This window comes from Ruegeria sp. A4 (assembly GCF_056543025.1).
Genome location: NZ_JBQGAW010000012.1, coordinates 24934 through 44170 on the forward strand (window position 1 = coordinate 24934; position 19237 = coordinate 44170).

Annotated in this window: 21 protein-coding genes; 15 read left to right on the top strand and 6 right to left on the bottom strand. The window is 57.8% G+C overall.

Annotation, left to right across the window (positions count from 1 at the left end):
* Nucleotides 1–23: 23 nt before the first annotated feature.
* The 3 genes from ACR0E2_RS19590 to hemN all read right to left on the bottom strand — a co-directional run bounded on the left by ACR0E2_RS19590 (nt 24) and on the right by hemN (nt 4097).
* Nucleotides 24–503: a DUF995 domain-containing protein gene (locus tag ACR0E2_RS19590; RefSeq protein ID WP_170328828.1), complete on the bottom strand. Its 480-nt coding sequence runs from the start codon at nt 501–503 to the stop codon at nt 24–26.
* A 94-nt stretch (nt 504–597) separates the two neighbouring features.
* Nucleotides 598–2529: an elongation factor G gene (locus ACR0E2_RS19595; RefSeq protein WP_480447612.1), complete on the bottom strand. Its 1932-nt coding sequence runs from the start codon at nt 2527–2529 to the stop codon at nt 598–600.
* A 212-nt stretch (nt 2530–2741) separates the two neighbouring features.
* On the bottom strand, nt 2742–4097 hold the full coding sequence (hemN, locus tag ACR0E2_RS19600; protein ID WP_480447613.1) for an oxygen-independent coproporphyrinogen III oxidase: 1356 nt from the start codon (nt 4095–4097) through the stop codon (nt 2742–2744).
* Between the two features lie 61 nt (nt 4098–4158).
* Between hemN and fnrL the strand changes: the two genes are divergently transcribed.
* On the top strand, nt 4159–4902 hold the full coding sequence (fnrL, locus tag ACR0E2_RS19605) for a transcriptional regulator FnrL (RefSeq protein ID WP_152459193.1): 744 nt from the start codon (nt 4159–4161) through the stop codon (nt 4900–4902).
* A 70-nt stretch (nt 4903–4972) separates the two neighbouring features.
* Nucleotides 4973–5227, top strand: a complete 255-nt coding sequence (locus ACR0E2_RS19610) for a GlsB/YeaQ/YmgE family stress response membrane protein (RefSeq protein ID WP_152459192.1) — start codon at nt 4973–4975, stop codon at nt 5225–5227.
* A gap of 52 nt (nt 5228–5279) precedes the next feature.
* On the opposite strand, the gene ACR0E2_RS19615 is transcribed toward ACR0E2_RS19610, so the two are convergent.
* Nucleotides 5280–6119, bottom strand: a complete 840-nt coding sequence (locus ACR0E2_RS19615; protein WP_171119850.1) for a universal stress protein — start codon at nt 6117–6119, stop codon at nt 5280–5282.
* Nucleotides 6120–6319: 200 nt separating this feature from the next.
* Between ACR0E2_RS19615 and ccoN the strand changes: the two genes are divergently transcribed.
* From ccoN to ccoP, 4 genes are read left to right on the top strand one after another with little or no spacing between them, the layout of a single operon-like run.
* Nucleotides 6320–7927, top strand: coding sequence for a cytochrome-c oxidase, cbb3-type subunit I (gene ccoN / locus ACR0E2_RS19620; RefSeq protein WP_152459190.1), 1608 nt, complete (start codon nt 6320–6322; stop codon nt 7925–7927).
* Between the two features lie 14 nt (nt 7928–7941).
* Nucleotides 7942–8670 (top strand): cytochrome-c oxidase, cbb3-type subunit II, encoded by a 729-nt coding sequence (gene ccoO / locus ACR0E2_RS19625; protein WP_152459189.1) that lies wholly within the window; start codon nt 7942–7944, stop codon nt 8668–8670.
* 12 nt (nt 8671–8682) lie between these two features.
* Complete coding sequence (locus ACR0E2_RS19630) at nt 8683–8868, top strand: CcoQ/FixQ family Cbb3-type cytochrome c oxidase assembly chaperone (protein ID WP_050605006.1); 186 nt, start codon at nt 8683–8685, stop codon at nt 8866–8868.
* Nucleotides 8865–9728 carry a cytochrome-c oxidase, cbb3-type subunit III gene (gene ccoP, locus ACR0E2_RS19635; protein ID WP_480447614.1) on the top strand — a complete coding sequence of 288 codons (864 nt, stop codon included), beginning with the start codon at nt 8865–8867 and terminating at the stop codon, nt 9726–9728. The genes ACR0E2_RS19630 and ccoP overlap by 4 nt, the downstream gene beginning before the upstream one ends.
* A gap of 3 nt (nt 9729–9731) precedes the next feature.
* On the opposite strand, the gene ACR0E2_RS19640 is transcribed toward ccoP, so the two are convergent.
* Nucleotides 9732–10112 carry a hypothetical protein gene (locus tag ACR0E2_RS19640; RefSeq protein WP_480447615.1) on the bottom strand — a complete coding sequence of 127 codons (381 nt, stop codon included), beginning with the start codon at nt 10110–10112 and terminating at the stop codon, nt 9732–9734.
* A gap of 35 nt (nt 10113–10147) precedes the next feature.
* Between ACR0E2_RS19640 and ccoG the strand changes: the two genes are divergently transcribed.
* The 6 genes from ccoG to nusG all read left to right on the top strand — a co-directional run bounded on the left by ccoG (nt 10148) and on the right by nusG (nt 15410).
* Nucleotides 10148–11575 carry a cytochrome c oxidase accessory protein CcoG gene (ccoG, locus tag ACR0E2_RS19645; RefSeq protein WP_480447616.1) on the top strand — a complete coding sequence of 476 codons (1428 nt, stop codon included), beginning with the start codon at nt 10148–10150 and terminating at the stop codon, nt 11573–11575.
* A 2-nt stretch (nt 11576–11577) separates the two neighbouring features.
* Entirely contained in the window at nt 11578–12036 is a 459-nt protein-coding gene (locus ACR0E2_RS19650) for a FixH family protein (protein WP_480447617.1), read from the top strand.
* A gap of 2 nt (nt 12037–12038) precedes the next feature.
* Nucleotides 12039–14216, top strand: coding sequence for a heavy metal translocating P-type ATPase (locus ACR0E2_RS19655; protein WP_480447619.1), 2178 nt, complete (start codon nt 12039–12041; stop codon nt 14214–14216).
* 5 nt (nt 14217–14221) lie between these two features.
* Nucleotides 14222–14380: a cbb3-type cytochrome oxidase assembly protein CcoS gene (gene ccoS, locus ACR0E2_RS19660; RefSeq protein WP_152459183.1), complete on the top strand. Its 159-nt coding sequence runs from the start codon at nt 14222–14224 to the stop codon at nt 14378–14380.
* A 99-nt stretch (nt 14381–14479) separates the two neighbouring features.
* Nucleotides 14480–14677 carry a preprotein translocase subunit SecE gene (gene secE / locus ACR0E2_RS19665; protein WP_050605011.1) on the top strand — a complete coding sequence of 66 codons (198 nt, stop codon included), beginning with the start codon at nt 14480–14482 and terminating at the stop codon, nt 14675–14677.
* 199 nt (nt 14678–14876) lie between these two features.
* Complete coding sequence (gene nusG / locus ACR0E2_RS19670; protein ID WP_152459924.1) at nt 14877–15410, top strand: transcription termination/antitermination protein NusG; 534 nt, start codon at nt 14877–14879, stop codon at nt 15408–15410.
* An 86-nt stretch (nt 15411–15496) separates the two neighbouring features.
* On the opposite strand, the gene ACR0E2_RS19675 is transcribed toward nusG, so the two are convergent.
* Nucleotides 15497–16726, bottom strand: coding sequence for a peptidoglycan-binding domain-containing protein (locus ACR0E2_RS19675; protein ID WP_480447620.1), 1230 nt, complete (start codon nt 16724–16726; stop codon nt 15497–15499).
* A gap of 382 nt (nt 16727–17108) precedes the next feature.
* Here ACR0E2_RS19675 and rplK point away from each other — a divergent pair, with 382 nt between their 5' ends.
* The 3 genes from rplK (at nt 17109) to ACR0E2_RS19690 (ending at nt 19145) form a co-directional block, all read left to right on the top strand.
* On the top strand, nt 17109–17558 hold the full coding sequence (rplK, locus tag ACR0E2_RS19680) for a 50S ribosomal protein L11 (protein ID WP_010440985.1): 450 nt from the start codon (nt 17109–17111) through the stop codon (nt 17556–17558).
* A gap of 1 nt (nt 17559) precedes the next feature.
* On the top strand, nt 17560–18258 hold the full coding sequence (rplA, locus tag ACR0E2_RS19685) for a 50S ribosomal protein L1 (protein WP_152459180.1): 699 nt from the start codon (nt 17560–17562) through the stop codon (nt 18256–18258).
* A gap of 122 nt (nt 18259–18380) precedes the next feature.
* Entirely contained in the window at nt 18381–19145 is a 765-nt protein-coding gene (locus tag ACR0E2_RS19690; RefSeq protein ID WP_480447621.1) for a nuclear transport factor 2 family protein, read from the top strand.
* The last annotated feature ends 92 nt before the right edge of the window (nt 19146–19237 follow it).

The following is a 19237-nucleotide window of genomic DNA, read 5'->3' on the forward strand; positions in this document are numbered from 1 at the left end:
GTTGTTACCCGCCCGGCCAGAGATCAAAGCCCCAGATCTTTCTTGATCTTGTTGAATTTTCTTTTTTGGGTGTCGCCTTTGACCTGTTTTTCGTACTTATGCTTGTACCAGTCTGATTTCTCAGGAAGGTAACGTTCCCAAATGGTTCCGTCTGGCGCTGTTACGAACTCCCAGCACTCATTGTACAATTCTGACTTTGTTTGACCGTTCTCAGGCCAATACCAAGTCGTCTCGTTGCACAGTTTTCCTTTGTTGGTGACGTACCACTTACCGATACCGATGGAGTCGCCATTTTTGCCAACGCCATGCATGACACCGTTGGGAGCCCAATAAAATTTGCTGCCCCGGCTCCAGTTTGACGTTTTCCCTGAAAACAACTGTGCAATTTGCTGGGGATCAGTTGCCGATGCGCCCTTGGGTTTTCCTTTCGCAAGGCCTTCACTGGCAAACAGTGCTAAGGATACTGCGGCAGCTGTGCTCAGGATGGCTTTTGAATATCCCATAACAAAGACTCCTCTCTAGCTCTTTTTAAAGAAATGGGACGTGGTCCCGGATGCCCTCTGACCGGCGGGGCCGATCAGAGGAATTCTGGAAATGTCAGTGTGCGTTGGCCGCTTCGCGTGATGCCGACTTTGGCACCGGCCCGCGCAGTTCTTCATAGTGATCAAAGCTCAGCTTGACCCACCCGGTTCCACGCGTGGCACTGGCAAGGGTGCGATGCAACTCATCCTCGGCCACGGCGGGAATCAGAGCGTTGAAAATCTCCCAGCCTGACGCGTTTGGGTTGCCCTCGAACCCCAGAACCTGCCCTTGCAGAGAGCTGATCGTCGGCACGAGGTCGCCAACAAAATCAGAAGGCAGGTGGATTTCGGCGTTCAGGATCGGCTGCAAAACAACGGGCTTGGCCTGTGGCAGCGCTTCGCGCACGGCGTTCTTGCCCGCGGTGCGGAAGGCATAATCGGAACTGTCCACGTTGTGATGTTTGCCGTCATGCAGCGTGACCTTCACATCCACCACCGGAAAGCCCTCGGGGCCTTGCTCCAGCGCGTCTCTGGCGCCCTGTTCCACGGATGGGATGTAATTCTTGGGCACCGCGCCGCCCTTGACCACCTCTTCGAACTGGAACCCAGATCCGCGCGGCAGCGGCGCGACCGAGATAACGACATCCGCGAACTGCCCGGCCCCGCCGGATTGTTTGCGGTGTCTGTGGCGGTGTTCGACAGGTGTTCGGATGGTTTCGCGATAGGCGGTTTCGACCGGGTCGGCTTCAATCTCGATCCCGAAATCCTCGGCCAGCTTGGCGGTCACGCGTCGCATGTGCTGCGGACCTTGAGACCCAAGAACGGCGTGGCCGGTAAGCTCATCCTGTTGCAGGTGAAGGCCGGGGTCGATCTCGGCCAGACGGCTCAGGGCGTTGGACAGGCGTACATCGTCCCGCTCATGCGCGGGCGAGACGATCTGACGATGCGCCACCGGATGCGAGGCCGCCCATTCCGGCAGTTCCGTCGCCGAATTGCTGTCGTAGATAAAGCCGGGGTTGAGGTGATCGGATTTCACCGCCAGACCAATCTGCCCGGCCTCCAGCGTGGCGATCTGGGTTTTGGCGTCCAGCGTTGTCAGATTGCCGACGGTCTCACCTCCCAAGGCTTCATGGGCTTGCACGCCGTCGCCCAGGCCGCGCAGAACGACGATTTTTCCGATGTGCTTTTTGACATCCGCAAAACCGGCAATTGCGCGGGCGCTGTCTGCGGCTTCGTCGCGCCCGGCGGCGATGTCAAATTCGGGGGCTTCGTGCCGCAGCGCCTTCATCAGACGCGTCAGCCCGTTGCCGTGACTTGCGGCACCCAGGCAGGCGGGAATCAACTGATGGTTCTTCAGGACCTGTGCTGCCAGATCATAGACCTCGTCACTTGGCGGCTGTTTGTCTTCGATCAGCTGTTCTAACAGGTTGTCATCGAAATCGGACAGGGTTTCGAGCAGCTCGGTTCGCGCTTCCTGCTCGCGGTCTTCGACGGATTGAGGCAGTTCGATCAGGGCCGAGGGCTGGCCCTCCTGATATTTCCAGGCCCGTTCCGAGATCAGATCAACCGCCCCGATGATCGTATCCCCTTCGCGGATCGGCACCTGACGCAGGGCGATGTGATGGGTGCAGTATGTTTGCAGAGCGGCGATGATATCGCGGACGCGGCCATTGGGGTTGTCCATCCGGTTGATGAACAGAAAACAGGGGATGCCGGCCTCTTCGACCAATCGCAGGTAGGGCGCGCACAGAACGGCGGCATTCGGGTCGGGGGGCACCACGACCACGGCGGCGTCCGAAATCGCCATTGCAGGGCCGACATAGGCCAGTGCATCGCCGCCCCCATCGACGTCGATCGCGCACCAGGGCTCGTCCAGGTAAGAAAAACCGTGCAAATGCACGGTTCCGGAAACATCGAATGTGGTGGGGCGCCCGTCGAGGCGGCTGATGGCCTCGACAAGCGTAGATTTGCCCGATTGGCTGGGCCCGAGGACGGTGAAAACGCGCATGAGTGTTGTCCCTCTTTCAGGTTGCAGATTGGCTACACGAAAGGGACCGACCGACGCGTTGGCGCCGACAAGGATTGTCTGTATTTTGCCCGCCTCAGACCGCAGAGCGAGATGCCGCCCTACAACATGAGTGTGGGAAAAACCGCAGGCGTGCGTCAAGCCCCTGATGTGTTTTGCGCGTCACGGGCCGAATGTTGCCCGCCGAAAAAGGGTCAGATGGCCGAGCTGTGCCCGGCTTTGCTGAGGTCATAGGCGTCAAAGCTGCGGGCGATCATCCGGGTCAGCGCCCGCGCTTCGGGCGGTATGAAAAGCCCGGCTTCGGTGATTTGCAGCATTCCGTCAAAAGATGCGTTGGCTGCGCGGTACATCTCGTCCAAGTCAGAGGCCGAAATATCGTGATCCCGCAGGATTTCCGCCGAGTCGATCTTGAAATCGCACATCAATGCCTCGATCAGACGGGCACGCAGAATGTCCTGACCTTTGAAAAGGTGCCCTCGGGAAGTCGAAAACTGCCCATCGCGAATGGCTTTGGTATGGGCAGAGGTGGCCGGAGCGTTCTGCGCGTAACCTTGCGGGAAACGAGAGATCGAGCTGGCCCCGACACCAATCAGAACATCGGCCTGATCGTCGGTGTAACCCTGGAAGTTCCGCTTGAGGCGGCCCGCGCGCAAAGCGTGGGTCAGACCGTCATCCTGAGTGGCGAAATGGTCGATACCGATCTCGGCATAATTGTCCCAAAGGAACAAACGTCGGGCCGTGTCGAACAGTTCAAGGCGCTGTTCCGGTGTGGGCAGGGCGTCCGACGGAATCAGCTGCTGCCGCTTGGCCATCCAAGGCACGTGGGCATAACCGTAGAGTGCCACGCGATCCGGGTTGAGCGACAGGAGTTTCTGCACGCTTTCCGTCATGCGCGCCTTGGTCTGATGTGGCAGACCGTAAAGGATATCCGCATTCAGGCTGGTGATGCCACGTTCACGGATCATGTCGATGGCGTCGCGCGTGGTGTCATAGCTTTGAATACGGCCTATGGTTTTTTGGATTTCGTCATCGAAATCCTGCACCCCGATCGAGGCGCGGTTCATGCCCGCCTCTGCCAGCGCATCCAAACGCGCCTCGTCAATCTCGTTCGGGTCGATCTCGACCGAGAATTCGGCATTCGGCCCCATGGGCACGATACCCAGGATGTGTTGTGCCAATTCGCGCATCAATTGGGCGTTCAGCAATGTTGGTGTGCCGCCGCCCCAGTGCAGGCGCGACAGAACCACTCCTTCAGGTAGACGTGCCGCCAGAAGGTCCAGTTCGGCCTTCAGAACATCGACATAGGCGATTACCGGATTATCGGTTTGTGTCCCTTGTGTTCGGCAGGCACAGAACCAGCATAGCCTGCGGCAGAATGGGACATGAATGTACAGCGAAATTGCACTGCCGGGTTTGATCCCGGAAATCCAGTCGCCGAACATATCTGCTCCCACGTCGTTGCTGAAGTGGGGGGCGGTGGGGTAGCTTGTGTAACGCGGTACTTTCGCGTCAAAAAGTCCAAGCTTTGCCAATTGTGGTTTCACTATCATGGCGATACCCTTATGCGACAGGCGACACAGGTGCTTTGATGGAGATCAAGTGGGAACGCGCATGACAGTAAAAGCACAATTTGACCATTCAAATTGCGGAGATTGCCCGATTCGTCATCGCGCCGTCTGTGCCCGGTGTGATGCCGATGAGCTGGAAGAGCTTGAAAGCATTAAATATTACAGAAGTTTCGAGGCTGGTCAGACGATCATCTGGTCTGGGGATCAGATGAGTTTTGTCGGCTCGGTTGTGGCCGGAATCGCATCGTTGACCCAGACGATGGAAGATGGCCGCACCCAAATGGTTGGTCTGCTGCTGCCAAGCGACTTCGTTGGCCGCCCGGGTCGCGATACTGCGCCCTATGATGTTCAGGCCACGACGGATGTCGTGATGTGCTGTTTCCGCAAGAAACCGTTCGAAGAGTTGATGGACCACACCCCGCATATCGCCCATCGTCTTTTGCAGATGACTTTGGACGAGCTTGATGCCGCCCGCGAGTGGATGCTGGTTCTGGGGCGCAAAACGGCGCGTGAGAAGATTGCCAGCCTGCTGTCGATCATTGCGCGCCGGGACGCTTCGGTCAGCCAAAAGGGTCTGACTGGATCTATCGTGTTCGACCTGCCCCTGACCCGAGAAGCAATGGCGGATTACCTGGGTTTGACATTGGAAACGGTCAGTCGCCAGATATCAGCTTTGAAAAAAGACGGGGTGATCACACTTGAAGGAAAGCGACACGTGACCATCCCCGATCTGGGCCGCCTGATGGAAGAGGCAGGTGACGATTCGGATGGCGGCTTTCCGGTCTGACGTAATCGGCTTTTGACCACGAACAGCCGCCGCAGTCTTTTTCGCGAGATATCTAATTCAGGAGCTCGGCATGGAATTTACCAGTTTGTTGGCAATGCTTTTGGTCGGCGCAATCGCCGGTTGGCTTTCCGGAAAGATCATGGAGGGCAGGGGTTTTGGTCTTTTCGGAAACATAGTTGTCGGAATCGTAGGTGCGTTTCTGGCGGGGTTGATTTTTCCGGCGCTTGGATTCGCCGTTGGCGGCGGCCTGCTGTCATCTATCCTCTTCGCAACAGCAGGTGCCGTGATCCTGTTGTTCCTGATAGGCCTGATCCGCAGAGGATGACAAAAGAGAGGATGACAAAAGCCGCCACGTCGGGCGGCTTTTGAAGGGCGGATCAATGGGCCAGGAATACCGGTACGGTAGACTGCTCCAGCATGTTGCGGGTTGCACCGCCCAGAATGGCCTCGCGAAAACGGGAATGACCGTAAGCGCCCATGACGATCAGATCCGATTCTGTATCGGATGCGTGACGGTTGAGAATATCCGACACGCGCGTCATGCTTTTGCTCAGCACATCAATCTCACATTTGACCCCGTGTCGGGCCAGCATCTGTGACAGCATTCCGCCCGGATCAGACCGGTCCGGCCCATGGCGGGGCGGATCGATGACCACGATTCGGACCAGCTCGGCCTGTTTCAGGAAGGGCAGGGCGTGACGAATGGCGCACATGGCCTCTACGCTTTCGTTCCAACCTATCATGATGTTGCGCGGCACCGTCAGCGGCTCGGCGTCGTCCGGTACGACCAGAACCGGGCAATGCCCTTCGAACATGGCGGCTTCGATGATGGGCTCGGCCTCGGCGCCGCGGTCTTTGCCATAAGGGTGCGGCAGGACCACCAGATCGGAAAACCGTGCCCTATGCGCAACATGGCGTCCGATATCGGCGATCTGCGCGACGCCGTGCTCGGCGGACCAACGAACGCCGGACTTGCCAAGGTAGTCATTGGCAAAGTTCAACAGCTCCTGGGCCTCGGCATTGGCCCGGCTCAGTGTTTCCTGAACGATAAGCGCATTGGCACCCGCATAGTAATAACCTGTCTGACTGCGATCGACGCCAAGGCACAGGGCTTCGGCATGTGCATCCTGCGATTCTGCCAGGGCCACCATCTGCGCCAGAGCGGCGGGTGCCGTCTGTGTTTCGGTCATGACAGTGAGTAGTGATTTGTAAGTCATTGCGACCTCATGATTCGGGCATTTGGTCTCATGTGACCAGTCGGCCTATTTCCTCTACAATGCGTGTCACAGAAAACGCAGAACTGTCTTGATACAGATCAAAGCAGTAACAGCTGCCGTGCTTCAGAACGGCAGCCAGTCAAATGGGTTTCGCGCGTACAAGAATCAAAAACGCGCGGGGCATGGCAAAGGGACGCAATATGTCGAATTACATCAAGCTGATCGTGCTTGGTCTGATCGCGCTGTTTGCAGCGATCGGAACCAATTATGCACGCGATTTGGCGTATCAGGTACATGCACTGCTGGTGATGCTTATCGCCGGTGGCCTGTTTATCTGGACGCTTCGAAACACTGACGAGCCAGATATTCTAGTCGATCGCTCGGGCGAATACATGGATGACGTGATCCGCTATGGCGTGATCGCAACCGCCTTCTGGGGCGTGGTCGGGTTTCTGGCCGGGACCTTCATCGCGTTTCAGCTCGCCTTTCCGGTGCTGAACTTTGAATGGGCACAGGGATATCTGAATTTCGGTCGTTTGCGTCCGCTGCATACATCGGCAGTGATTTTTGCCTTTGGTGGCAACGCGCTGATCGCAACGTCGTTCTACGTCGTTCAACGTACCAGCGCCGCGCGTCTTTGGGGCGGCAATCTGGCCTGGTTCGTTTTCTGGGGCTATCAGCTGTTCATCGTGCTGGCGGCGACGGGCTATGTCCTGGGCGGAACGCAGTCCAAGGAATATGCCGAGCCTGAATGGTATGTCGATCTGTGGCTGACCATTGTCTGGGTCGCCTACCTGGCCGTGTTCCTGGGTACGATCGTCAAGCGGAAAGAGCCGCATATCTACGTAGCCAACTGGTTCTACCTGGCCTTTATCGTCACCGTTGCGATGCTGCACCTGGTCAACAACATGACCGTTCCCGTCAGCATCTGGGGTTCGAAATCGGTCATCGTCTGGTCGGGCGTACAAGACGCCATGATCCAGTGGTGGTACGGCCACAACGCGGTGGGATTCTTCCTGACTGCCGGCTTCCTAGGCATGATGTACTATTTCATCCCGAAACAGGCCGAACGCCCGGTATTCTCGTACAAGCTGTCGATCATCCACTTCTGGGCACTGATCTTCCTGTATATCTGGGCCGGTCCGCACCACCTGCACTATACCGCGCTGCCTGACTGGGCTTCGACGCTGGGCATGGTGTTCTCGGTGGTCCTGTGGATGCCGTCCTGGGGTGGTATGATCAACGGTCTGATGACCCTGTCGGGCGCATGGGACAAGCTGCGCACCGACCCGGTGATCCGGATGATGGTTATCTCGGTCGGCTTCTACGGCATGTCCACTTTCGAAGGCCCGATGATGTCGATCCGCGCGGTGAACTCGCTGAGCCACTACACCGACTGGACCATTGGTCACGTGCACTCGGGCGCGCTGGGCTGGAACGGCATGATCACCTTCGGTGCGCTGTACTTCCTGGTGCCCGTCCTGTGGAAGCGTGAGCGTCTGTACTCGCTGCAAATGGTCAGCTGGCACTTCTGGCTCGCCACCATCGGTATCGTGCTTTACGCCGCTTCGATGTGGGTCACCGGTATCATGGAAGGCCTGATGTGGCGCGAAGTGGATGCCAACGGCTTCCTGGTGAACTCGTTCGCCGACACCGTGGCTGCCAAGTTCCCGATGTATGTGGTGCGTGCTCTGGGTGGCGTGATGTTCGTCGCCGGTTCGCTGATCATGTGCTACAACCTGTGGATGACTGTGCGGAAAGCGCCGGCCAAAGAGGCCAGCCTGACCGTCGCGGTCCCGGCTGAATAAGGAGGGCCGGAGCAATGGCAATTCTCGACAAACACAAGATCCTCGAGACCAACGCGACCCTCCTGCTGATCTTCAGCTTTCTGGTCGTGACCATCGGTGGCATCGTTCAAATCACCCCGCTGTTCTATCTTGAGAACACAATCGAAAAGGTGGAGGGCATGCGGCCCTACACCCCCTTGGAAATGGCGGGGCGCGAGATCTACATCCGCGAAGGCTGCTATGTCTGCCACAGCCAGATGATCCGTCCGATGCGGGATGAGGTCGAACGCTATGGCCACTACTCGCTGGCGGCGGAATCGATGTACGATCATCCGTTCCAGTGGGGGTCCAAACGGACCGGACCGGATCTGGCGCGTGTCGGTGGCCGCTATTCTGACCAATGGCATGTCGACCACCTGCGGGATCCGCAATCCGTTGTGCCGGAATCGGTGATGCCGAAATACGGCTTCCTTGAACATCGCAAAATTGACGGCAAGTACATCGGTGATGTGATGGCCGCCAATGCTCTGGTCGGGACGCCTTATTCCGAAGAGATGCTGGAAAACGCACAGGCCGACTTCCTCGCTCAGGCTGACCCGGACAGCGACTATGACGGGCTGCTCGAGCGCTATGGCGACAAGGTCAACGTGCGCAACTTCGACGGCCAGCCCGAGTTGACCGAAGCTGATGCGCTGGTTGCCTATCTTCAGATGCTGGGCACGTTGGTCGATTTCTCGACCTTCACCCCGGACGCAAGCCGCTAAAGGAGGATCGTGATGGAAGAATACACAATTCTCAGGCAGTTCGCGGATAGCTGGATGCTGCTGCTGTTGTTCGCCTTCTTCGTTGGTATCGTCATCTGGGTTTTCCGCCCCGGTGCCAGCAAGGAATACAAGGACACCGCCAACATCCCCTTCCGGCATCAAGACAAACCCGCCACATCCAAGGAGGCGCGGCAATGAGCAAGACACCTGAAAAACAGCCGGGTGATCCGAATACAACCGGGCACAGCTGGGACGGGATCGAAGAGTTCGACAACCCGATGCCGCGCTGGTGGCTGTGGACCTTCTACGCCACTATCTTCTGGGGCGTGATCTACACGATCATGTATCCAGCATGGCCCCTGGTGCAGTCGGCAACTGCTGGCGTGCTGGGCTGGTCTTCACGGGCTTTGGTCCAGCAGGAGATGGTCGCATTCGAAGAGGCAAACGCACCCTGGAACGCCAAACTGGTGGAAACACCGCTGGAAGACATCGCGAAGGACGCTGAGCTTCAGCAATATGCCGTGAACTCTGGCGGTGCCGTGTTCCGTACCTGGTGCGCACAGTGCCACGGTTCCGGTGCACAGGGCGCGCCGGGTTTCCCGAACCTGCTGGATGACGCCTGGCTGTGGGGTGGTACGATGGAAGATATCGTCTACACCGTCAGCTATGGTATCCGGAACGAAGAAAGTGACGATGCGCGCTATTCCGAGATGCCTGCCTTCGGTGAAATCCTGGAGCATGACGAAATCACGCAGGTGGTTCAGTATGTCATGTCGCTGAGCAACGCTCAGACCGATGACGCGGCGGCACAGGCGGGCAAGGTTGTCTTCGAAGACAACTGCGCGGCCTGCCATGGTGAAGATGGAAAAGGTGACATCTTCCAGGGGGCGCCGAACCTGACCGACGCGATCTGGCTTTATGGCGGTAGCGAAGAAGCTCTGACCGAAACTGTGACTTACAGCCGCTTTGGTGTCATGCCGCCATGGGATACCCGACTGACCGAGGCGCAGATCCGTGCGGTTTCCGCCTATGTCCACCAGTTGGGTGGTGGCCAGTAAGACCTAGAGGGCACCTTCGGGCGGTTGGCCGCCCGAAGGCTGTAGCACCGGCTGTTCCATCTGTTCGCGCGTTTCCTGAACAGCCGGTGCTTTTTTACACTGAATTCCTGTTGTTTTGCCATTCCGTTCTTTGCAACGACGGCTGATCACCCGCGTCCGGGCAGGGCTGACCCGGGGCTGCGACAATTGGTCGGCACTTGGAAAACTGCATGTACCACGTGCAACTGGTATCGCGCCACAAGTAGATTTTCCGCCAAAATGGGCTGAAAATCGGGTAAAATACCTGATTTCCAGCGCCGGCAAGATGGGCTGATATTCAAAAGATGTTTGCTCGATGCGCTTTTTGACCCATGTCAAAGTTCGCCTAGGCATGATCTGGAACAAGACGTCTTCAGAAGACCCATTTGTGGAGCCAGCCAGTGAGCGATTCCGATCCCGCCCCCAGCCTTTACGCCGCGCGTGAGCCGATTTTTCCAAGACGTGTTTCGGGGCCGTTTCGAAACCTGAAATGGATCATTCTCATCGTGACACTGGGTATCTACTATGTGACACCCTGGATCAGATGGGATCGCGGCCCCAGCCTGCCTGATCAGGCTGTCCTGCTGGATCTTGCAAATCGACGTTTTTATTTCTTCTGGATCGAGATCTGGCCGCACGAATTCTACTTTGTCGCTGGTCTGCTGATCATGGCAGGGTTGGGTCTGTTCCTGTTTACGTCCGCTCTGGGTCGCGTTTGGTGCGGATACGCATGCCCGCAAACCGTCTGGACGGACCTGTTCATTTTGGTCGAGCGGTGGATTGAAGGCGACAGAAACGCCCGCCTGCGCCTGCACCGTCAGGAAAAGCTTGATTTCCGAAAGGCTCGCCTGCGGGTCACCAAATGGGCGGTCTGGTTTCTGATCGGTTTGGCGACAGGTGGTGCCTGGGTGTTCTATTTCGCGGATGCACCTACGCTGGCCCGTGATCTTGTGACGGGCAACGCGCATCCCATTGCCTACACGACGATGTTGATCCTGACGGGTACAACCTTCTTCTTCGGCGGGTTCGCCCGCGAGCAGATCTGTATCTATGCCTGTCCATGGCCGCGCATTCAGGCGGCGATGATGGATGAGGACACGCTGGTTGTCGGCTATCGCGAATGGCGGGGTGAACCGCGCGGCAAAGGCAAGCGGACGGCCGATTCTGAATTGGGGGATTGCATCGACTGTATGGCCTGCGTGAATGTCTGCCCTGTCGGGATCGATATTCGGGATGGTCAGCAGCTGGAATGTATCACCTGTGCCCTTTGTATCGACGCTTGTGATGACATGATGGCCAAGATCGGAAAGCCACGAGGGCTGATCGACTACATGGCGCTTAGCGATGAAGAGCATGAGCGATCCGGCGAGCCCGCCAAGAATGTCTGGAAGCACATTCTGAGGCCGCGTACGATCATGTACACCGCATTGTGGGCGCTGGTCGGGTTCGGGCTGTTGTTTGCGCTCTTCATCCGTTCTGACATCGATCTGACGGTCGCGCCGGTCCGCAACCCCACTTTCGTCACCCTGTCGGACGGTACAATCCGCAACACCTATGACGTTCGTCTGCGCAATAAGCACGGTGAGGACCGTCTGTTCAAACTGTCTTTGGCGGGCGATCCGGCGATGCGACTGGAAATCGAGGGAACCAAAATCGATACTGTGAATGTCACGGCGGATACGGCACAATTGACCCGTGTATATATCGTGGCCTCTCGCGATAGCGATCCGGCCACAGCAGAGGCGACACCAGTACGGATCTGGGTCGAAGACCTCAGCAGCGGCGAACGCGCCTACAAGGACACCACGTTTAACGGACGAGGAAACTGATCATGGCCGAACGTAAATTCACCGGAAAGCACGCTTTGGCCGTGTTTGTCGGCGCTTTTGGCGTGATCATCGCGGTGAACCTCGTGCTGGCGTATAATGCGGTGAAAACCTTTCCCGGGCTGGAGGTCAAGAACTCCTACGTCGCCAGTCAGGAGTTCAACGAGCGCCTGAAAGAGCAGCAGGCGCTGGGCTGGACAGTTCGGGCGGAAACCAAAGGCGGCCTTCTGATCCTGCACATCACCGACGAAAGCGGTGTGCCGGTTGAGGTGAGCGAATTGCAGGCCGTGGTCGGCAGGGCAACCCATGTGCGCGACGACTTCGTGCCGGATTTTACGTTCGACGGTACAGCCTATGCCACGCCTGCTACACTGGGTAAGGGCAACTGGAACATCCGATTGGTGGCGCGTGACGGAAACGGTGCCGAATTCTCGCAGCGCGTCCCGCTTTACGTGAAGGGGTAAGCATGACGGCTCAGCTTTCATCCGGCACAGCAGCCTGTCCGGGCTGCCTTGCGGCCCCGGCCGAACCGGCCCGGCCCATACCGGAGGATGTGCAGATCGCTTTGTCGCTGCCGGGCATTCATTGCTCGGCCTGTATCGCGACGGTCGAGCGTGAGCTGAACGCGCATCCCGGCGTCGAAGACGCCCGGGTGAACCTGACGCTCAAACGCGCGATGATCAAAGCCACGCCGGAAACGCGTGCAAGCGATCTGATCCCGGTGCTTGAACAGGCAGGATTCGAAGCACATGAGCTTGATCCGGGGGCTTTGTCCGCAACGCAGACGGACAAGGCCGGGCGTGATCTTTTGATGCGGCTGGCCGTGGCCGGGTTTGCATCCATGAACGTGATGTTGCTGTCGGTGTCGGTCTGGTCCGGTGCGACGGATGCAACGCGGGACATGTTCCACTGGATTTCAGCGGCCATCGCGCTGCCCGCCATTGCGTTCTCGGCACAGCCGTTCTTTGCCAATGCCTGGAGCGCCCTGCGCGTGCGACGGCTGAATATGGATGTGCCGATTGTGCTGGCGATCCTGTTGGCGCTGGTCACGTCGCTGTGGGAAACCGCGTTGAGCGGCGAGCATGCCTATTTCGACGCAGCCCTGACATTGACCTTCTTTCTGCTGGCCGGACGGTATCTGGACTACCGCACCCGTGCCGCGGCGCGATCTGCGGCCGAGGAATTGACCGCGTTGGAAGTTCCCCGCGCCATTCGTGTCGCCGATGGGGTTGAAGATGAAGTTCCCGTTGCCGAGTTGCGCGTCGGTGATCTGATCCTTGTGCGACCGGGTGGGCGCATGCCCGTGGACGGCCAGATCGTGACGGGTCAGTCCGAACTGGATCGATCCCTTCTAACAGGTGAGACGGTGCCAGTCTTTGCCGAGGCCGGGCAGACTGTGAGCGCGGGTGAAGTCAACCTGACGGGTCCGTTGACAATCCGGGCAACGGCGGTGGGTGAAGACACGTCGCTCCATCGTATGGCTGATCTGGTCGCCATTGCCGAGTCTGGCCGGTCCCGGTACACCTCGTTGGCCGACAAGGCCGCCAAGCTGTATGCGCCCGGCGTTCACATTCTGTCGGTGCTCAGCTTTGTTGGGTGGTATATCTATTCCGGTGACTTGCGCACGGCGCTGAATATCGCGGCGGCTGTTCTGATTATTACCTGCCCCTGTGCGTTGGGTCTGGCCGTGCCAGCGGTAACCACGGCCGCGTCGGGCCGGTTGTTCCGCAAGGGAATGCTGATCAAGCACGCCACGGCACTGGAGCGGCTGTCCGAAGCCGACACGGTTGTATTCGACAAGACAGGCACGCTGACATCCGGCGCGCCGGAACTGGTCAATCTGGCAGACCATGCACGCGCCAAGGTCGAGGTCGCTCTGGCGCTGGCCGAGGCTTCTGCACATCCCTTGTCCGTATCACTGGCAAAAGCGGCGCGCGCGGCAGGGATCAAACCAGCAAATGTGCGGGGAATAGCCGAGGTTCCCGGCTATGGCACCGAGGGCGAATTCCGTGGTCAACGTGTTCGTCTGGGGCGGGCGGCCTGGGTCGGCGCGGATCAGGGCACCGATACTTCGGCCTGGCTTGCAATCGGCGAGGACGCACCCGTGGCCTTCCGATTCTCGGACGCGTTGCGCCCGGGCGCCGCTGAGGCGGTGGATGCCCTGCGTGCCTCGGGCAAACGTGTACTTTTGATTTCAGGGGATTCGCAGGGGGCGGTGCGCGCCTTGGCCGAAAAACTGGGAATCACGGATTGGATCGCCGAGGCTTTGCCGCAGGACAAGGCAAGACGCATTCAGGATCTCAGCGATGAAGGCCACAAAGTTCTGATGGTTGGCGACGGGCTGAACGATACCGCCGCTTTGGCCGGGGCGCATGTGTCGATCTCTCCGGCCTCTGCGCTGGATGCGGCGCGGGTCGCGTCGGATATCGTGCTGTTGGGCAATGATCTTTCGCCCATTGCGGATGCGTGTGACACGGCCGTCAAAGCCACCAGACGCATTCGCGAAAACTTCCAGATCGCAACCGTTTACAACGTGATCGCCGTTCCTCTGGCCGTGATCGGATTGGCGACACCGCTGATCGCGGCCCTGGCGATGTCGACCTCGTCCATTACCGTGTCCCTGAACGCCCTGCGGCTGAGGTAACCTGAATGGAAGTGCTTGCTTATCTGATCCCGATTTCCCTGTTCCTGGGGGGCGTTGGTCTGGCTGCCTTCGTATATACCGTTCGTACGAACCAGTACGAAGACCCCGAAGGTGATGCGCGCCGGATCCTGAGCGACGAATGGGATGACAAACCCAAACCCTGAACGAATGCCCCATAGAGGCAGAGTTGAACCAACTGCCCTTGAAATTGCCGCAATGCCCGGCTATGTCCGGCCCATCCGCTAGCAGAGAGAACACGCCAAATGGCCACCACCAATCCGATCCAGTTCATTCAGCAAGTCCGTGCCGAAGTCTCCAAGGTCGTCTGGCCGACCCGGCGCGAGGTGCTGTTGACCACGGTAATGGTCTTCATCATGGCGGCGCTGACGGCTGTATTTTTCGCTTTGGTCGATTTGGGTATTCGGGGTGGTCTTCAACTGATCCTGGGTGCTTTCAGCTAGACGGGATCAGCGCGCTGAAACGTCTCTGCCCCCTTGCGCTGCGGGCAATGTCAGAGTAGGTGACGCGGTACTATTCGGAATGGGCGTGTGGCGATTCGGGCTGCGCGCCGCTTTTTATTCCGGATGGTGTGACAAGATTTTAATGACGGGTGTGTCCGGTACGCTTGATGCCCCGAAGACAAACAAGGACGACAGGTTCATGGCGAAACGGTGGTACTCGGTCAGCGTTCTTTCGAATTTCGAAAAGAAGATCGCAGAACAGATCCGCACGTCGGTGGCTGAACAGGGCCTTGAGGACGATATCGACGAAGTTCTGGTGCCCACCGAAGAGGTGATCGAAGTGCGCCGGGGCAAGAAGGTCACGACCGAACGCCGCTTTATGCCTGGTTACGTTCTGGTGCATATGGAAATGTCGGATCAGGGGTATCACCTGATCAACTCGATCAACCGCGTCACTGGTTTCCTGGGCCCGCAAGGCCGCCCGATGCCGATGCGCGACGCCGAAGTGAATCAGATCCTGAACCGTGTTCAGGAAGGTGAAGAAGCACCCAAGCTGATGATCAGCTTCGAGGTCGGCGAGAAGGTCAAAGTCAACGACGGCCCGTTCGAAGATTTCGACGGTATGGTCGAAGGTGTGGACGACGAGAACCAGAAGCTGAAGGTTTCGGTTTCGATCTTCGGCCGGGAAACTCCGGTCGAGCTGGATTTCACGCAGGTCACCAAGCAAAGCTGAGGAAATGTTTCTCGAGAATTGAAACGCCGCGATGCCAAGGGCAACGCGGCGTTTTTTGTTTGGGTATTCGCTGAAAACGTATCGACCTATTGCGCCTGAACCATGGCCGCGCGCAAGAGTTGCGGGCGGTCGGTCTGGGAAGGCAGGAACACAGCCTGCGATCCGGCGTCCAGTGCCGACAGGCTTGCGTCATACCACTGCATCGCAAGATCGCGACGTTTCTGCACACCGAAGCCTTCGCGCAGATGGTGGCCAATCAGCTCGCCATAGGCGGGCTCACCCATTGCGACCAGCATCAGGGCAGACCCAAGCGCGGCATCCATGTTGTCCTGACGATAGCCAATCGCAAGGCAGACCTTGCTTGTTGCGGCAAGATCTTGGGGGCTGAGGCCCGAGTCCAGCGCCAGCTTGCGCATCTGGGTTTCAGCCTCGGTTTTCGAGTTGATCGACAGGGCATCAACCTGAGGCGCCACCATTTCACCATACGAGTCGCATTGGGCACTCACCTGATCCGGCGTGAGCCCCTGGATATCCTGAATCAGATCTTCACCGCGCGCCATCGCGTAGCTGCGGGCAAGACAGAACTGTTCGCTGAGCGCAAAGTCGGGATCGGACATGTTCGCCAGGGTCGTATAGCCGCCATTGGTAGATGTTTGCAGCATGACCCCGCTACAGCGATTGGCCAGCGACGGGCCTCCGGTGCCGCCGGAAAACAGGCTCGGTAGGCTGGCAGACGTTGTTTCGGTTGTCTCGGGCTCAGGTTCTTGCGGTGTCGCAACCGGAACAGGTTGTGCCGGGGCGTTTTGTGCCGGAGCCTGAGGGGCAGTAGCCAAAGCGGATCCCGTTTGCACCTGACGGCGATACGCCATTAGAAGCGGTTGGCCCGCAAGTTGAGTGGCCGCCTGTCCACCGCTTGTGGCCCAATAGTAGGCTTGCATCAGAAAGTCATACTGATACGGCTGAAAATCGTAGCCGTTTACAGGATAACCCATCGAGGCCTGATAGCGTTCGATTGCGGACCGGGTGCCACGACCGACCTGACCATCGACCCTTCCTGCATTGTACCCGAAGTAATTGAGCGCGGTCTGAGTTTGCGCGCCTTGCGTGGTCGATGGAATACCTGACCGATAGGTGCGGTTCGATGAAGTTGTTCTCTGAGATTTTTTCTTTTGTTGGTCCTTGCCGATTGCGTAACCAACGATCCCGCCGACGACCGCACCACCAAGAAACTCTCCAGCGTCGGCCCGTGCCGTTTGAGGGATGGCAGCAGCAAGAGAAAAGGCGATGCCAAGAGTTAAAGCTAAACGAAGTATCATAATTAACCTCCACCAATAATCACAATTTTTTAGGAGTATAGCACGGTCATCTGCGTTGTGGCGAAGCAAGCGCCAATGTCGCGTTCAATTGGCGGCAAACTGGCGGTTTTACGTGTCTTTGCAGATTGTTAGAGGAATTTGAAACTGCGCGGACACTCGCGTGAAATCACGCAGGCAGCAAGAATCCTCTCAGGGTTTGATTCGGCACAACCCGAATGGTGCGCCAACCACTTGTCATCTCTCCTGATCCCATGTAAACGCCGCCTCTATCGTCTTCGGGCGAGATTCTCTCGTGGGAGGTTGCCGGGGTCGCGATCCCGGACCGGACCACGCAACATAATCTGGGTGGGACGCGTTTCACCCAAGTTGAAAGGAAAACCAAATGGCCAAGAAGCTTGCTGGTACAATGAAACTGCAGGTTCCTGCAGGTCAGGCGAACCCGTCGCCGCCAGTTGGTCCGGCGCTGGGTCAGCGCGGCATCAACATCATGGAATTCTGCAAGGCGTTCAACGCCAAGACAGCAGACATGGAGCCCGGCGCTCCGTGCCCGACCGTGATCACCTATTATCAGGACAAGTCCTTCACCATGGACATCAAGACGCCGCCCGCGTCTTATTACCTGAAAAAAGCAGCTGGCCTGAAGCCGGTTGGCAAGCGTAACCGTCCCCGCGGCGCGGAAAACCCAGGTCGTGAGACCGTGGCAACCGTGACCTCGAAGCAGGTTCGCGAAATCGCCGAAGCCAAAATGAAAGATCTGAACGCCAACGACGTCGAAGGCGCAATGCAGATCATCCTGGGCTCGGCCCGCTCCATGGGCATCGAGGTGAAGTAAGATGGCAAAACTCGGTAAACGTACCCGCGCTGCGCGCGAAGCCGTCGTCGGCAAGGAAAACCTGTCGGTTGATGAGGCAGTTGCCCTGGTCAAAGCCAACGCAACCGCGAAATTCGACGAGACCATCGAAATCGCGATGAACCTGGGCGTTGACACCCGTCACGCAGACCAAATGGTTCGCGGTGTTGTCGGCCTGCCGAACGGCACCGGCAAAGCGATGCGCGTTGCTGTGTTCGCTCGTGGCCCCAAGGCAGACGAAGCAAAAGAAGCAGGCGCCGATATCGTCGGTGCAGAAGACCTGATGGAAACCATTCAGGGCGGCACCATCGAATTTGATCGCTGCATCGCGACCCCGGACATGATGCCGATTGTCGGTCGTCTGGGTAAAGTTCTGGGTCCTCGCAACCTGATGCCGAACCCCAAAGTTGGCACCGTGACTATGGACGTGAAAGCGGCCGTGGAAGCAGCCAAGGGCGGTGAAGTTCAGTTCAAGGCGGAAAAAGGCGGCGTTGTGCATGCCGGTGTTGGCAAAGCGTCGTTCGACGAAGCCAAACTGGCTGAAAACGTCCGCGCGTTTGTCTCAGCTGTTGCCAAGGCGAAACCGTCGGGCGCCAAAGGCACCTACATGAAGAAAATCGCGCTGAGCTCGACCATGGGCCCCGGTGTGACCGTTGATGTAGCAGAGGCCTCGGGCGAGTAAGTCAGACAAATCTGATGAAAAGAATTGATCCCGGGTGGTGCAAACTGCCCGGGATTTTCATTTTGCCGGGTTCGGTGCGAAGATAAATCGCATGCATTTCAGTTCTAGGAATCGAACGGACCATGGCTATGGAAACTAAGCGCGAACTCCTCCAAAGATTTCTTAAGGGTTTGGAGACCGGTGACGCCATGGCGGCAGCGGTTGTGAATGAAGAGAAGTACATCCAGCACAACCCTCAAACTCACGAAGGCAGCGAAGGTATTGCCGACCTGTTCGCAAGGCTGTCCAAAACCTCACCCAAGGTTACATTTAAAAGGGTTTTCGAGGATGGCGACTTTGCCTTTGCGCATATTGAGTACGATTTCAGTAGCCTGCGCGCCGCGTTCGAGGTGTTTCGGTTCGAAGATGGCAAAGCCGTAGAGCATTGGGACAACATTCAGCCCTTGCGCGGTCCAAACCTTTCTGGGCGTGGAATGCTGGATGGTCACACCGAAGTAACGGACCTGGAGAAGACGGAAGAAAACCGGGCCGCTAGCAGCATGTTTGTAACAGACGTTCTGATAAAGCGCAGGTTTGACAGATTGGCGGACTTTGTTGCAGAGGATCTAAAACAGCACAATCCGGACATGGCCGACGGAATCGTAGCGCTCAAGAACGTGTTGGAAGGAACAAGCGAAAGCGGGACAAAATTTGTCTACAAGCATTTGCATCGGGTTTTGGCAGAGGGAAATTTCGTCCTTTGCATGTGTGAAGGGGAAAGAAATGGGGTGCATTCCAGCTTTTATGATTTGTATCGTTGGGACGCTGATCAGATCGTCGAACACTGGAGCACCATCGAAGCGGTTCCGCCGCGCGAGGAATGGAAAAACGACAACGGAAAGTTCTGAAAACATGCCCTTGGAATTTGGGTGCTGTATGATCTGAATTGGGTGCAAATTACCCCTTGGAAACCCCCTCCATCTGCCCTAAGAAGACCTGC